General features: G+C 44.4%; 16 protein-coding genes. 5 read left to right on the top strand and 11 right to left on the bottom strand.

What is annotated here, in order from left to right; all coding sequences use genetic code 11:
- The first annotated feature begins 149 nt into the window (after positions 1 to 149).
- The 3 genes from MTR11_RS20010 to MTR11_RS20020 are packed head-to-tail and all read left to right on the top strand — an operon-like array spanning position 150 to position 2,511.
- A complete protein-coding gene (locus tag MTR11_RS20010) occupies positions 150 to 530 on the top strand; it encodes a RidA family protein (RefSeq protein ID WP_243328256.1) in 381 nt (126 codons plus the stop codon).
- A gap of 15 nt (positions 531 to 545) precedes the next feature.
- On the top strand, positions 546 to 1,823 hold the full coding sequence (locus MTR11_RS20015; RefSeq protein WP_182036915.1) for a serine dehydratase subunit alpha family protein: 1,278 nt from the start codon (positions 546 to 548) through the stop codon (positions 1,821 to 1,823).
- Positions 1,824 to 1,851: 28 nt separating this feature from the next.
- Positions 1,852 to 2,511 carry a transcriptional regulator gene (locus MTR11_RS20020; RefSeq protein ID WP_005397228.1) on the top strand — a complete coding sequence of 220 codons (660 nt, stop codon included), beginning with the start codon at positions 1,852 to 1,854 and terminating at the stop codon, positions 2,509 to 2,511.
- Positions 2,512 to 2,529: 18 nt separating this feature from the next.
- On the opposite strand, the gene MTR11_RS20025 is transcribed toward MTR11_RS20020, so the two are convergent.
- The gene (locus tag MTR11_RS20025; protein ID WP_243328257.1) at positions 2,530 to 2,778 is read right to left on the bottom strand and encodes a YkgJ family cysteine cluster protein; all 249 of its coding nucleotides are present in this window, start codon (positions 2,776 to 2,778) and stop codon (positions 2,530 to 2,532) included.
- A gap of 127 nt (positions 2,779 to 2,905) precedes the next feature.
- Positions 2,906 to 3,154, bottom strand: coding sequence for a GlsB/YeaQ/YmgE family stress response membrane protein (locus MTR11_RS20030; protein WP_005397239.1), 249 nt, complete (start codon positions 3,152 to 3,154; stop codon positions 2,906 to 2,908).
- Between the two features lie 190 nt (positions 3,155 to 3,344).
- On the opposite strand from MTR11_RS20030, the gene MTR11_RS20035 reads away from it, so the two are divergent.
- Together MTR11_RS20035 and MTR11_RS20040 are read left to right on the top strand one after the other, a co-directional pair.
- On the top strand, positions 3,345 to 3,788 hold the full coding sequence (locus MTR11_RS20035) for a YcgN family cysteine cluster protein (protein ID WP_109169778.1): 444 nt from the start codon (positions 3,345 to 3,347) through the stop codon (positions 3,786 to 3,788).
- 267 nt (positions 3,789 to 4,055) lie between these two features.
- Complete coding sequence (locus MTR11_RS20040) at positions 4,056 to 5,654, top strand: mechanosensitive ion channel family protein (RefSeq protein ID WP_005397241.1); 1,599 nt, start codon at positions 4,056 to 4,058, stop codon at positions 5,652 to 5,654.
- A 68-nt stretch (positions 5,655 to 5,722) separates the two neighbouring features.
- Here MTR11_RS20040 and MTR11_RS20045 read toward each other — a convergent pair whose 3' ends face one another.
- The 9 genes from MTR11_RS20045 to MTR11_RS20085 form a co-directional block, all read right to left on the bottom strand.
- Positions 5,723 to 6,007, bottom strand: coding sequence for a putative quinol monooxygenase (locus MTR11_RS20045; protein WP_048625833.1), 285 nt, complete (start codon positions 6,005 to 6,007; stop codon positions 5,723 to 5,725).
- A 17-nt stretch (positions 6,008 to 6,024) separates the two neighbouring features.
- Positions 6,025 to 6,420, bottom strand: coding sequence for a VOC family protein (locus MTR11_RS20050; protein WP_054868006.1), 396 nt, complete (start codon positions 6,418 to 6,420; stop codon positions 6,025 to 6,027).
- Between the two features lie 151 nt (positions 6,421 to 6,571).
- Positions 6,572 to 6,871: a ribbon-helix-helix domain-containing protein gene (locus MTR11_RS20055; RefSeq protein WP_031780613.1), complete on the bottom strand. Its 300-nt coding sequence runs from the start codon at positions 6,869 to 6,871 to the stop codon at positions 6,572 to 6,574.
- A gap of 136 nt (positions 6,872 to 7,007) precedes the next feature.
- Positions 7,008 to 8,585: an alkaline phosphatase gene (locus MTR11_RS20060; RefSeq protein ID WP_243328258.1), complete on the bottom strand. Its 1,578-nt coding sequence runs from the start codon at positions 8,583 to 8,585 to the stop codon at positions 7,008 to 7,010.
- A gap of 397 nt (positions 8,586 to 8,982) precedes the next feature.
- Positions 8,983 to 9,342 carry a hypothetical protein gene (locus MTR11_RS20065; protein ID WP_243328259.1) on the bottom strand — a complete coding sequence of 120 codons (360 nt, stop codon included), beginning with the start codon at positions 9,340 to 9,342 and terminating at the stop codon, positions 8,983 to 8,985.
- 250 nt (positions 9,343 to 9,592) lie between these two features.
- Positions 9,593 to 10,540 (bottom strand): ChaN family lipoprotein, encoded by a 948-nt coding sequence (locus MTR11_RS20070; RefSeq protein WP_243328260.1) that lies wholly within the window; start codon positions 10,538 to 10,540, stop codon positions 9,593 to 9,595.
- Positions 10,541 to 10,637: 97 nt separating this feature from the next.
- Positions 10,638 to 11,465, bottom strand: a complete 828-nt coding sequence (gene rlmA / locus MTR11_RS20075; RefSeq protein ID WP_243328261.1) for a 23S rRNA (guanine(745)-N(1))-methyltransferase — start codon at positions 11,463 to 11,465, stop codon at positions 10,638 to 10,640.
- A 96-nt stretch (positions 11,466 to 11,561) separates the two neighbouring features.
- Positions 11,562 to 13,598: a methyl-accepting chemotaxis protein gene (locus MTR11_RS20080; protein ID WP_124008378.1), complete on the bottom strand. Its 2,037-nt coding sequence runs from the start codon at positions 13,596 to 13,598 to the stop codon at positions 11,562 to 11,564.
- A gap of 199 nt (positions 13,599 to 13,797) precedes the next feature.
- Entirely contained in the window at positions 13,798 to 14,682 is an 885-nt protein-coding gene (locus MTR11_RS20085) for a D-hexose-6-phosphate mutarotase (RefSeq protein WP_243328262.1), read from the bottom strand.
- Between the last annotated feature and the right edge of the window lie 147 nt (positions 14,683 to 14,829).

Genomic DNA, 14,829 nt, shown 5'->3' on the forward strand with positions numbered 1-14,829 from the left:
CGAAGAAGTTCAAATAAATTGGAGTTTTTAACGGATTTTGTGATCTGATCTAGTTGTTTGATTCATATTTAATTGAAAAAATAACGCCAATACGGAAGTTGAATTAGAAACTTCTTAATAAAAAATAAAATTTATGTGAGGATTTAAAAATGAAAAAATTGATTTCATCTGAACACGCGCCTGCTGCTATCGGACCTTATTCACATGGCACTAGCTATGGCGATTTGATTTTTACTTCTGGCCAATTACCCATTGATAAGGCAACAGGAAAAGTCGTTGAAGGTGGCATCAGTGCACAAAGTCATCAATCTCTTACTAACTTGAAGCACGTTTTAGAGGCTGGTGGTGGCAGTATCGATACTGTTTTAAAAACAACGTGTTACCTATCGAATATTAATGACTTTGCCGAGTTTAACAAGGTCTACGCAGAGTTTTTCCAACAAGATTGTCCAGCACGCAGTTGCTTCGCAGTGAAAGATTTACCTCTTGGCGTGTTAATTGAAGTCGAAGCGATTGCTCATAAAAAGTAATACGGAGAACAGAGCATGAACCAGCAATGGACACAATATATCCAAATCATTAAGCAAGTCGTGAAACCTGCATTAGGATGTACAGAACCCATTGCTGCTGCGTACGCGGCAGCAGTTGCTAGAAAAGAGTTGGGCGCATCCGATATTGATGCGATAGAGGTGCGTGTTTCAGACAACCTATTTAAAAACTCGATGGGTGTTTTCGTACCCGGAACGGGCAAGATAGGCCTCAAAATTGCCGCCTCAGTTGGTGCATTAGCCGGTGACCCAACAGCAGAACTGGAAGTGTTGGCTCGGATTAATGAGCAGGATGTCGCTGCTGCGCAAAAATTGATAGATGAAGAGCGAGTAACCGTAGCGCGCATGGATACGCAAGAATTCATTTATTGCAACGTAACGCTCTCCTCTGGTGACGATGTTGTTTCGGTCACGATCAGTGGCGGTCACACCAACATTCTTCAGATCATGCGTAATGGCGACGTGATTTTTGATGCCCCATCACAGCAACGCGTTGCGACCGCTTCCGTTTGTGAAGGTGTAGATATTTCGATCAAACAAATCTATGAGTTTGCCACTCAAGCACCTTTTGAAGAGATCAAATTCATTCTCCAAGCTGCAGAGCTTAATACCTTGCTGGCTCAAGAGGGTATCGACCGAGGTTACGGCCTAGAAATTGGACGCACGCTAAAAGGCAACATCGAGCAAGGCTTATTGGGCAATGACTTAATGAGTCGTATACAGATGATGACATCAGCGGCGTCTGATGCTCGCATGGGAGGGGCAACGTTGCCAGCCATGAGCAATTTCGGCAGTGGGAACCAAGGTATTGCCGCTACAATGCCAGTTGTAGTTGCCGCAGAAGCATTTCAAAACGACGAAGAACAGCTGGCTCGCGCGTTGATCATGAGTCATTTAGGGGCTATTTACATCAAATCTTATTACCCACCGTTATCCGCATTTTGTGGCAACACTGTTACCAGTGCGGCGGCATCTATGGCGCTGGTGTATTTAGCTGGTGGTACATTCGAGCAATCATGCTACGCCATTCAAAACGTCATCAGCGACAGTTCAGGTATGGTGTGCGATGGTGCGAAGTCCTCTTGTGCGATGAAAGTGTGTACTTCGTCGACAACGGCGGTGCGCTCATATTTGATGGCGATGGGTAACCACAGTGTTAAGAATCAAGGTATAGTAGGCGAAGAAGTTGAGCAAACGATAAGAAATGTTGGCTCAATGGTTCGTTTCGGTATGCCGTATACTGACAAATCTATTATCGATATTATGTCGGCCTAACCTCCAGTTTTTGCTAAGGGAAGTAACATTGCTACTAAAGAAACTCACCAAGAGTGATCTCGATATTTTGAACTCTATGAAAAACGTCGTGGATGGCATTGCACGTATGTATGGTGAACACACTGAAGTGGTTCTCCACAGCTTAGATGCCGAAGCGCCGGAAATCATCAAAATCGCAAATGGGCACGTGACGGAACGCAGTGAAGGTGCCCCAATTACCAACTTAGCGAGAATGAAGTTAAGAGAGGGCAAGGACGTTTCTGATTCGTACTTGACGAAAACGTCGAACGGAAAGACCTTGCACTCCATTACGACCATTGTCAGAAATCCAAAAAACAAACCGATTGGTTTGCTGTGTATCAACGTGGATATGGATGCACCGATGCAGGCATTTTTAAAGGCAATGCTGCCTCAGCAACACACCGAGTGTTGTGTTGGTGGCGCTCGATCACCAGAAACGTTTGCGCGTAATATCGATGAAACCATCATCAGTACGATAGAAACCGTGCAAACAGAAGTGTGGGAAAATGAAGCCATTGCGCCTTCTAAACGTAACCGTGAACTGGTGACGCGACTGCACGGCTTAGGCATTTTTAAATACAAAGATGCTGTTTTAATGGTTGCAAACCATCTTGGCATTTCGCGCGATACCATCTACTTGTACTTACGAGAGCTTGGTAACGACTAAACGGGGTCTCTGAATAGATTAAGTAAGTTGCTCTAGCTCAGTGATGTTGTCGAGCGCTTCTTGGTTGGTTTTACCACACACAACCGGACACGGTTTAAAATCGTGACAAACGTTAGGGCGCTCAGGCTTACCAAACAGCTTACACAAATTATCATCGTTGAGTTGTACGCAACGAACACCTGCTGGTTTGCCCTTGCGCATTCCAGGTATCGGTGAAGAGATACTTGGCGCAATACAGCAAGCTCCGCATCCTAGTCGACAATCCATAATGTAAACCTCTTAAAAATTGAGGAGGCAATTATGGTCATTTTGACGTAGATTGGAAGAGTCGCCTAAGAAAAAATAAAAAGGAGCACTCAATAGAGTGCTCCTTTTGGCTTTTAAACCGTTGTGATCATCTCAAGAAGCGGTTGTAAACAAACAGCAGAATAAATGCGCCTAGCGTTGCGGTGATGATGCTACCGATATTTACGCCAGTTGCCCCGCCGAAACCCAGAATACCGCCAAGAAAGCCGCCGACAAAGGCACCGGCAATACCGAGTAGCATTGTTGCAATCCAGCCACCCCCATCTTTTCCTGGCATGAGCCATTTTGCGAGTGCACCGGCGATTAAGCCCAAAATAATCCAAGAAATAATACCCATGAAAACTCCTTAATGCCTTCTTGATTAATTGAGTGTAATGGAAACTCGTTTAAGGATAGAACAGTAAAGCGAAAGTAGTTGAATATCTCTACTGTTATGTGTGAATGATTCGAGATCTTCTCAAAACTTGAACTTTTGCGTCGAGAGGGGTATAAATCGCCCCCTAAATTCCCTTGGTGAGACCTGAAGTATGAGCACTCCATTTTGGCAAAGTAAATCGTTAGAGCAGATGACAGAAGAGGAATGGGAATCTCTCTGTGATGGTTGTGGTAAATGTTGCCTGCATAAGCTAATGGACGAAGATACCGACGAAATCTATTATACCAATGTGGCCTGTAGCTGGTTAAATAGCAAAACGTGTTCTTGTAAGGATTACCCAAATCGTTTTACTTCGGGTGAAGAGTGCACCAAGCTGACGCGCGAAGACATTGACGATTTTACTTGGCTGCCGCATACGTGCGCTTACCGCCTGTTGGCTGAAAAACAGCCTTTACCAGAATGGCATCCGTTGATTACGGGCTCGAAATCTGCGATGCACGCGGCGGGCGAAAGTGTCCGCAATAAAGTGGTATACGAGATTGATGTAGTGGATTGGGAAGACCACATTCTGAATCACCCCAATCGCCCTAGTTAAATGTACACAAGCCTTTCATCTAATAATGAAAGGCTTGTTTGTTATTGGGTTTCTCAACTTTGACGCCCAACTAACGAAATGCTGCTCAGTTTATTATTTAGTGTTGTAAACTTAGGTATATAATTTCAAGGCTTTACACTTCTATTCTTGGTCGTTTTGATCAGAACTGTTCCCTAAGAGGTAAACATGACGTTTCATTTCCCCCAGAAAATACGCCTGACATCTTGGGTGGCATTATTCACGCTTATCCTCGGTATGATGGCCCCTATGGTCATCAATGCGAAAGATATTCAGGATACGCCAGAGCCCTCTGCTGCCGAAACTTCTATTGATAACTTGAATCGAGAAATTGTGGATTTATCCCAAGGTCTCTCGCAAGCGAGTGGTGATGAGCGCGACGCGCTTCAACTGCAGCTGTTCCAAAAAAATGAAGAGTTAAGAAGTCAGTTAGCATCAGCAATTGAACGTGAAACTATCCCTCGCGACAAATTGATCTCCTTGGTTAAAAAGCAGGAAAAATACTCTGAGGACGCCACGAACTATCTGTCGGAAAAAATAAAGAAAGTCGTTGAAGATTTAAATAAAGCCAAGGATGAAGAGAAGCTTGCTCTTGTTAATGATTACCGAGAGTTACAGCATTACCTCGATGTCAGCTTCGATTCAAGTTGGCAAAACCTTGCTTGGCTGAAAGAGTTAGGGGCTCAAAATGAGCGCGCAGAAGCGGAACTAAAGGATAAAGTTGATAAACGCATGCGTTTGCTGTCTGCCTCAATTGAGTACTTGAGTCAGCAAAGTGAGATCATCGGCTCTCAACTTTCGTCAAGCCCTGAATCGGAAAAAGCGTCACTGCAGTTAAGTCAGCTTATTACCAAGCAAAGACTGAATATTGCGACAGAAAGCCTACGCAATTTAATTTCGATTGGCGATAAAGTCGGTTTAGAAACGTCCGAATACAAACGCCAAATTTTCGAAGTGACAGGGAATATCACCCACGACTTGCTGAATACCAAAGTAGTGTGGTCAATACTGAGCCATTGGTCCAACTCTGCACTAGACTGGTTTGCCGAAAATGCGCCGCAGCACATTTTCCAGTTGTTTGTATTTGCGTTGATTTTATTGATCGCTCGTGGGCTCGCGAAGTTAACGCGCAAAGTGGTCAGCAAGGCGGTTTCATCGAAAAACTTAAAACTCTCACACTTGATGCAGGATTTCTTTATCTCAATGTCCGGCAAGTTCGTGTGGGTGATTGGTATCATGGTAGGCCTATCTCAGCTCGGATTGAACCTAGCACCGATCCTAACCGGTTTTGGTATTGCCGGTGTGATTATCGGCTTCGCCTTACAAGACACCTTGTCCAATTTCGCGGCGGGTATGATGTTGCTTATTTATCGCCCATTTGATGTTGGTGACTTTGTGTATGCTGGTGGTGTGGATGGTAAGGTAAGCCATATGAGTTTGGTGAACACCACAATCCGTACGTTTGATAACCAAATTATTATTGTACCTAACAGTAAAATTTGGGGAGATGTGATTAAGAACGTCACACACGAGCGCATTCGCCGTGTGGATATGGTGTTTGGCATTGGCTATGCGGATGACTTGCTGAAAGCCGAGTCAGTGCTGTCTGATATCATTACTTCTCACCCTGCAGTACTTCGTACACCCGAGCCGATGATCAAAGTGCATACGTTAAACACATCATCTGTAGACTTTATTGTTCGTCCTTGGGTAAAAACTGATGATTATTGGGACGTGTATTGGGATGTGACAAAAGAAGTGAAACTGCGCTTTGACCGAGAAGGCATTTCGATTCCTTTCCCACAACAAGATGTGCATTTGCACATGGTAGAGAAACAAGACGCGTAATCACAGCCACAACAGTACGAAAAGGCACTCTAGAAAGAGTGCCTTTTTATTTGCATTAAGCGGTGTTTTTACAGTTCGTTAAAGAACACCAATTTCGGTTCGCATTCTAACAAGTTGTCGATTTGGCTAATCAAAAGAGCAAAGTGTTCTGTTTTACCATGAAGATCGAACGCTTGTTGGTCTTTAAATTGCTCTTGAAAAACGAAGTGGCACGCATTGTCTTTATCTTGGAATAATTGATAACGAACACAACCTTCTTCATTGCGAGTGGGTTCAAGTGCTCGGGTGAGCACTGCTTTCAGTTCCTGTTCTTTTCCCGGTTGTGCGTGAAAGGTAGCAGTCAAGTGAATCATGATGTTTACTCTTTTTGTTATAGGTAACGCCCTTGGCGTTGTAAAAACTCAATTTTGTAACCATCAGGATCAGTCACAAAAAAGAACGTTGCCAAATGTTTTTGTTGGTGATCAAAGGCTTTGATGTCACCCGCTTCAATACCGAGAGATTTAATGCGCTTGTGAGTTTGTTCGATGTCCTCTACGCTGACAGCAAGGTGACCGTAGCCTGAGCCGTGAGTGTAAGGCTCAGTTTGATCGTGATTGTGTGTTAGCTCTAATTCAAAGCCAGTTTCTTCGTTGGCTAGATAGGTCAGAGAAAAACCATCAAAGATGTATTGGTCTTTGATTTCTAGCTCAAGTACGTCGCGGTAAAATTGTAGAGAACGGTCCAGATCGCAGACTCGGATCATGGTGTGAATCATTTTTGTCATGGGTACTCCTTGATAGTCCGCATAGGTTAGCGAGTTCAAAAGGAGTCTGGGTAGTACTCTAGTACGACAAATTAGAACATGCTCAATGGCTTACAACTCTGTTGCATAGCCTATGAGGGTTATTGGTAGGTTGGTCAGAGGTTGGTTGTTATTAAGTGTTTAGTTGTGTCAGTGCTTGACGAATCGTCTCTTTAGGCTGGCGAGCGTAAGTGAGACAGGCGCAGCGGAGTAGGGAGGCAAAGTTGTTTACTTCACCATTGTATTCGAGCGCTTCTTGATAGACCGTACTAATAAACTTAGGAACAGTCATGTTTTGAGCGTTAGCAATTTCCTCAAGAATCGTCCAAAAGCTCGCTTCAAGTTTTACACTTGTGGCGTGACCATCAATACGGATAGAGCGGGTGATGAACTGATAGTTGTCTTGGGGCTGCTTAGCAAATATTTCGCACATTTTCTTCATTCATATAATCAAAGACCTATAATTATTGAGGTTTATTGTTTAAAACGTCAACTATTTTCATGCATAAAAAAACGCTCCCTTACGAGAGCGTTTGAACATCACGAGTCGTGAAGTAAGTGCAAGCCGATTATTTGATTTGTTGCTTTAAGTACTCGCCTAACTGAGAGTGGTGCATGATTTTTGATACCGGAAGGATAGTTTCTGCCGGTCCCCAAGCAAATACGTTGACTGGGGTATGCGTATGAGTACCCGTTCCCCATACTGTGTTTTGCTTTGTTGCATGCTCACGCGCTAGCAAGTTGCCACGGTCGTTGTAAGGAAAGAACGTATCAAAGTCATTGATTGTAGGAACGTTCTCTTCGCTTAAGTATTTGTGTCCAGCGAGTCGGTATGGATTTGGTTTACTTGCTAATACGCGTTCAGCTTGCTCAGGCGTAATCGAAAAATCGCTATTTGCGTTCACGACTTCTGCAAACTTCGTTGGGGTTTGCTCTTTCTTATCAAGCGCTTGGAATTCGCTGATCATGCCGTAGTAACTTTTCTTTTGGTTGTATAAACCATCAAGGATCTCGAACTGACCAAAGTTGAAGTTTGGCGCGTAATCTTGATTTTTGAATGCTTCGCCGTCGCGTTTTTGCGGTTTAGGCAAGTTTGCTGATGAGTAACTAAAGCCGAAAGAACCGGTCTCGTGGTCAGCGGTAACAATGATCAGTGTGTCATCACGGCCTTTTGCCCACTCATAAACCGAGTCTACCGCTTCGTCGAATTTGATCATTTCATGCAGCATCGTACCCGCATCGTTACTGTGGCCAGCCCAGTCAATTTGACCGCCTTCAACCATTAAGAAAAAGCCGTCTTTGTCTTTTGAAAGGATGTCGATCGCTTTGGTGGTCATTTCTTTCAGTGATGGCTGCGTACGTTTTGGATCGTTTTTGCTTTGACTGTAGGCAATACCATCGTTCATGCCCGAGTAAGCAAAAAGTCCAAGTAATTTGTCACCTTTAGCTTGTGTGAGCATATCGCGGCTGAAAGCCAGGTTGTAACCTTGGTCTTGCGCCTCAGTAAGCAAGTTGCGCTCATCTTTACGTTTCGACTTTAGGTAGACATTACCTTCAGTGAGCTTTTCAAGTTGCTCGTATGTCTCTCCCTTGTCGTTTGTCGACTTTGGAATCCAATGACGAAGTCCGCCAGACATCATCACGTCAACGCCAGTTTCTAGCATGTCCGCCGCAATACTGTTTTCTAGAGAACGGTGTGGTTGATGAGCGGCAAATGCGGCTGGCGTTGCATGAGTCATACGTGTATCAGAGACGAGACCCGTAGCCTTACCTTTGCTTTTGGCTTTTTCCAAAATGGTTTCAACGTGGTTGCCTTGGCTATCAATGCCAATGACTTCAGAAGCGGTAGGTATTCCTGTTGCTAGCATCGTTGCGGAGCACGCAGAGTCGACGACAATCGCGTCTTCTGGATTAGTCAGTGATGATCCAATCACACCTTCTTGAGCGAGTTTATACAAAGCGGTAGTTTCGCCTTGGTAAATCGAGTTAGGTGCGTGTTTGGCGTAGGTCTCTAGTAGACCAACTTGTTGAGGCCCCATGCCATCGCCGATCATCAAAATAACGTTTTTGATTTCGGCCGAGAGTGCATTAAAAGAGAGGGTTGATGCTGCCACTGCGGTAACGATTGGAGATACTAAGCGCTTCATTATATTTTCCTTGTTTATTAAAAGCGCTGGCATTAAAACAATGATTTATGACGATTTTGTGTCGGTAATAAAAGTTTAACTAAATTGTCGTCTTTGCTTGGGTTTGTAGAAAAAGTGAATCAACCTCTAACGTTTGTGAATTTAGAAAGAAGAAAGCCCACAAACGTGGGCTTGGATTACGCTTAGGAGTTGAAAGCATGGACTAAAGTTATCCATTCAGTGCCTTCACAAGAAACCTAGTTTAGGGAGCAATAAACGAGTATGCGTTTTAAGGTCATAAGAGCGGTCGAATTGAGGAGTATATAACCTACGTTTACGACATATCGTTCTTTGACGTATCAAATTATGGGCTGCAGTTAGTGATTTATTCAAATAGGATTTATTGTCGTAACGATTATTAGACCAACGCTAATATGATGCCACCGACAGTGAGGGCCGCAGAAAGGTATTGACCCGCAGAGTATGAGCCGTCTTCTTCTTCCTCGATTTTGTCAGGGTGAGCCATGCCAAGTGCGCCATGTGTAAAGGACTCCACTTTTTCACCAACAGATTTATCTTCTGCTTCTACTCTCTTACTGTCGTGTTCGATTTGCTGCAGAGCGGCGAGGAGCGCTTTGCCCTCCGTGGACAGTGTCACCTTATTGTGTTCGACTTTTAGCGGCGAAGCGTTGCCTTCCTCTTGTGCAATACTTGTTTGCTTAGAGGCGACAGATTGTTTGGCATAGTTATTAACAGAAGTGCTTCCTACTGGATTCATCGAATACTCCTTGGAACATCGACACTCGGTCACTGAGTGCGGTAAAAAGCAGTTATATTACTATCGGCGGCAAAGTCTATTTCTGAAGCTATTTGGATAAAAATAGGTCTGCTTTTGCCGCTTCTGGTTTCTATTCGTGATCATTAGCAAAAAATAGACCAGCAGTAAGCAGACCGTTGTCACTCTATGAACTCGGAGCAGTGTGATGATGCAACGCAACGACAAGGTAGTAACTTAAATTGGAGACCAGCTACTTACATTGAAGATCGCTATTGCGCTTAGTGAGGTGTTGATATGCCGCCATGCGGTGAGCATCTTGTACATACCGTACTGGTGGTGCAAGAACCTCTAACTGATAATCAGTATGATCAGCAAGCACATTATCTGTTGGGCTAATTACAACCACTTTTAAGCTCGGGTTGCGGCTTAAGATTGATGCTGCCGTACCCAACCCTTGCTCGGTGTGAAACTTGCCCGCAACATGGACAACCTGAGCGCCTGGGTTGTCGTCTAGGTAGCTAACGATAGATTCCGCCATAGTTTCATCCCAAGTAACTTGAGCTGCAAACTGTTTTTCCGTCTGATCTGGCTTACCGTGATGCATGGATGCCATGAACTTTTCTTTGTACGGACTACTACCAGTGTTGATGGCTTGTGCAATAAACGTTCGCTGCTCATCATCGAGCTTGTTAACGTAGTCTATCCCCTGACGACCAATACATCGGACAATGCCCTTTGGTGCATTCGCTGCAATCACCGGGAGATTTTTCTGCTTAGCAAACTCAACGAGAGGGCGATAGTCGCTCTCATAATTGGGCCAAGCATTGGCTTGTTTCATCAAGTACTGTTCACCGATTTCCCCACGCAGGTAAGCGTCAACAACAGGTTGTTTGTCGCGGGTAAATTGTTCCATTGATAACGCGAGTGGGCGGCCATAAGATGAAAGTTGTTTGAGCATATCGGTTTGAAAGCGATGAACGCCAGCATGTGTGTGCCATTCACCAATAAGAATGACATCTGCTTGTTGCAGCTCTTTTGGTAGTTCGCTTAGAGCGATGTGCTCGCCAGAAGGGGTGTAAAGTTGGTAGTCGTAAAAAGTAGTGACTTCCGCAGAGGTAGGGTGAGAGTTGGTTGATGGAACAGAAGAACAACCAGTAAGTAAGCCAGCAAAGAGCAAGCTTAAAATAGAAAAGCGCATTGAAAAGCCTCCAAAAATGTCCGGATGATATTAATGGAGGCTGAGCAATGAATCAATATAAATGATAACTATTTGCGTTTGTTGCCTGCCACTATTATTACTGAGTGGACTTTTTGCGATATACGCGTAGCATAAAATCAGCCTCACATTGATAGAGTGTAGCGGACTTCAACTCTTCACGAAGTGCATCGGTTGCTTTCCATGCGAATGGCGTCATTTGCAATAAATCGAATGCGGCCCCGTCCTTCAAATTCATAACATAGTTAAGATGTTGTTGATGCTCTAATTCATATCCTTCAATATGTTCTGGCTCTTCACTGTGAAGACGAACATCTTGATAAATGCGTTCACGTAGTTGATATAAGTGACGGCTTGCAGGTGTCACCGTGATGACCACACCGTTCTCTTTTACAACGCGCTGAAGCTCTTCTGCCTTGCAAGGGGCATAAATGCGCAAAATAGCATCTAAGGATTCATTCGCGAAAGGAAGCCGATGGCTAGAAGCGACGCTAAAGTGACACTGTGTGTAGCGCTTCGCCGCATAACGAATCGCAACTTTTGAAATGTCCAATCCATATATCGTCGCATCGTCCGTTTGCGTTTGTATCGTTTTCTGCACTTGACCCGTGTAGTAACCCTCGCCGCAACCAATATCTAATAATTGATGATCGGTTCCCTCTGTGTATTTCGCACACAGCTGCGCAACCTCTTGGCGCATTGGGTTGTAGTAATTCCCCTCAAGGAATCGACGACGAGCTTGCATCATCTCTTTATTGTCACCAGGATCTTTAGAACGTTTGTGGTGCGCTGGCATCAAGTTAACGTAGCCTTCTTTTGCTAAGTCAAACTGATGATTGTTTTCGCACTTAAACGTTTTTTCATTTAACGCTAGAGCTTGGTGGCATAAAGGGCATTGATAGTTCATGACGATCTCGAACAGAAAGTAGGGCGGCAAATTCTATCAAAAAGCGTGGTCTCAAGTGAAACAAAAAGAGCCGATGGAATCGGCTCATATTCAGTATTAGTGGAAGAAGTCGACTTGCTCTTTCAAGTTCCGAGCTTGTTGTTGCAGTTCAATGGCACTTTGCGAGGTTTTCGCGCTGGTGTCGCGGCTTTCTCGGTTTAGCTCACTGATAGAATGGGCATTTGCAGCAATTTCTTGGGATACTTGCGCTTGCTCTTCTGAGGTCGCAGCAATGGCGTCGGCTTGAGACGCTATCGACTGGACTTGTACTGCAATAGCTTCTAATGCTGTACCCGCGTCTTGTGCTTTGTCTAAGACCTGATTGGCACTGCGTTGGCTGTCAGTCATCATATTAACTGCATTATGAGTAGAGCCTTTTAGCTTCTCAATAATTTCAACTACATCCTGAACTGAGCTTTGTGTACGGTGCGCAAGTGTGCGCACTTCATCTGCTACAACTGCGAAGCCACGACCTTGCTCACCTGCTCGTGCGGCTTCAATGGCTGCATTCAACGCAAGTAGGTTGGTTTGCTCTGCAATCTCATCAATCATCTTCGTGACGGTTTGAATACTCTCACTATCGCGATTGACTTGCTCGATAGCCGCTGCTGATTGATCCAACTGATCGTTAAGTTGAGCAACATCGATACATACGCCTTCCACAATCGCGAGACCAGATTGACTATCGGTATTCGCTGAGCGTACGTTTTCCGCAATACTTTCGACTTGTTGGGCAACCGATTGAGCAGAAGAGGCCATCTCTTCGATAGCTGTTACCACTTGTTCTACTTCTTCTTGTTGGCGGTCAGCTTGGGTTAAATTGCTATGGGCATCATTGGCAACGCTGTTGGAGTTGCTCTCTACTAAGTCGCTTGTGGAACGGATCTTACCAACAAGTTCATTGAGTTGACTTGCCATACTGGCGACACCCGTATTCAGGTTCGTAATTTCATTTTTTGATGCCTTACGAGACGATGGGACGTTCAAGCTGACCTCGCCTCCCGCCAAGCGAGTCATATAGGAGTTTAGAACGGTCAGAGGTTTTAAGCTGCGATTCAAGAAAAGTGTCAGTACAACAAAAGTAATGATTGCTGCTACCGAAGAAATGATGGCGATAAGTTTGAGTAGTGTATCACTGCCTTTGGTCACTTCTTTGATGAACGTACCACCCAGTAGTTTCCAGTTCCAGCCTGGTACTTCGGTAAACACTAAGTACTTTTCGCCGACTGTTGAGCCGAATTGGTAAGGGTAGAGAATTAATCCGCTCTTTTGTTCAAAAATTTTATGGAAAGGCTTATTACCCTCGTAGTCACGAACTTCTGTGATTGAAGGGTCGGTTGCACTTTTAGTCGGATGGAGTAGGTACTTACCAAGATTGTTGTCGTCGTTGTCGACAATGATGGTATAGCCAGTATCGCCCCATTTAATCTCCTCTAGCGCATCGAATAGCGTTTGTGTTGCTTGATCTACGGGCAAACCAATAAACGATAACCCTGCAACTTTTCCTGTAGCATCTTTAATTGGAGAGTAATAGGTAATGTAGCGTTCGCCGTACAACTTTATTTGAGCGTAATATGGCTGACCAGCTTTTAGTTGCTGATAACCTGGGTGGTCGAGACCTAGTGTGGTTCCCACTGCTCGTTGACCTTGTGGATCTTTTAGTGAGGTAGATACACGGATAAAGTCATCTCCCAAAGGCGCGAATAAAGTCGCGATAGCACCGGTATCACGTGTGAAGCTATCGACCAGCTTTGTGTCGTTAATTAAGCTTTCACTGTATTGAGTGATGTTTGGTATTTCATGCCCCATGAAATCAACCGTATAGTTTTCGACATAAACACCGGCAAGGTAGCCATTACGAAAAGTGGACTCGAGCACTTTAGCGGTATGCAGATAAGCATCGAATTGGCCAGCAATGGTTTTAGCCATCGACTCTACTTTAGATTGGTGCTCTTTAAGGGTGCTTTCCAATAGAACATCGGAAGCGTTACGGTAAACAAGCGCAGCAATACTGCTGAAAGCAATGAATAGACACAAAGTGATAACCAGCTTTAACTGGAATCCGACACTTTGATTTCGGTATCTCTCTAACATAGATCAGTTCCTGATATTTTTATTATTTATGAGTTTTGTATCGGCATGCTATCGGTTTATATGATCGAATTTTTTGATATTTATTAATGAAATAGTCAAAAGTGACTGATAACCAATAAGTTAGTTGAGAGAGGACCATCTAGGTGGGGCTTTTATTACAAAAAAGGTCGGGTATTCCCGACCTTTGATCTGGTTATAACTACTGCACTGAAATTACAGTGACAAGTTCATGAGTCTCACCTGGCTGGAGCGTTTTACCTTGCTCGATACTTGGAGCGTGAACAGTAGATTCAACACAGAGCATGGTTTGGTAACCATCGTCAGCCATATCAGCCATACCTTGTGCACCTTCTGCCCAAGGGTTCCAAAGTACCGCGGAGTTATGACCATGGTTTTCCACGCTTAATGTACGATTCAGTTCCGGATCTTTTACCAAAATTTTCGCTTCTGGCTGAGTGTAAACACGGTCAATCGTATCAGTTAGTTGAAGGACGTCACCACCTTGGCAGATTTCACCTTCTTTTAAGCTGTCGATGTACTCAGGCCCCATACCTGTTGTTTGTGTTTGTTTGATATCACCAACGTTTAGATATGTGTGTAGTGCACCTGAGAATGTCCACTCTGCATCATCAATGTTGGTGACTTTCAATGTCACCTTTAGCTCGTCGCTGATTTCTACAACAAGACGAGCATCAAACATATGTGGCCAGATGTCGTGAGTTTCTTCAGTTGGGAAGAGAGCAAGTTCGACGATCACGCCGTTGTCGTTCTCGCGATGTTCAACCAGCTCCCATTCAGCAGTACGTGCGAAACCATGAGCCGGTGCTGCAATACGCCCAAACCATGGCCAGCAAACGGGAATGCCGCCTCGCAGAGCTTTTTTCCCGTCGAAAATTGCCTTCTCGCTCATCCAAATCAAATCTTCATGACCAGCAGGAGTGAACGAAACAACGTGACCACCATGTAAGGAGATGCCTGCTGTCGCTTTCTCATGAATAACACGTACTACTTTGACCTGATCAATTTCAACGACAGTAACGTTATCAGATAACACGGTTAGAGCTGGGAGAGTTTTTAAATCCATGTGCTGTTTCCTATCATTGGGGAAAGTAGGGTTTCGACATCCGTCGCAAATACAATGCAACAGCGCCGAGGTATTCTCTCAAATTCCAGATACAAAAAAGGCGACTCTAGAGCCGCCTTTTCTTTAACGAAGTTATTCGCTAATTGC

The organism is Vibrio sp. CCB-PB317 (genome assembly GCF_022808245.1).
Taxonomy (GTDB): domain Bacteria; phylum Pseudomonadota; class Gammaproteobacteria; order Enterobacterales; family Vibrionaceae; genus Vibrio; species Vibrio diabolicus.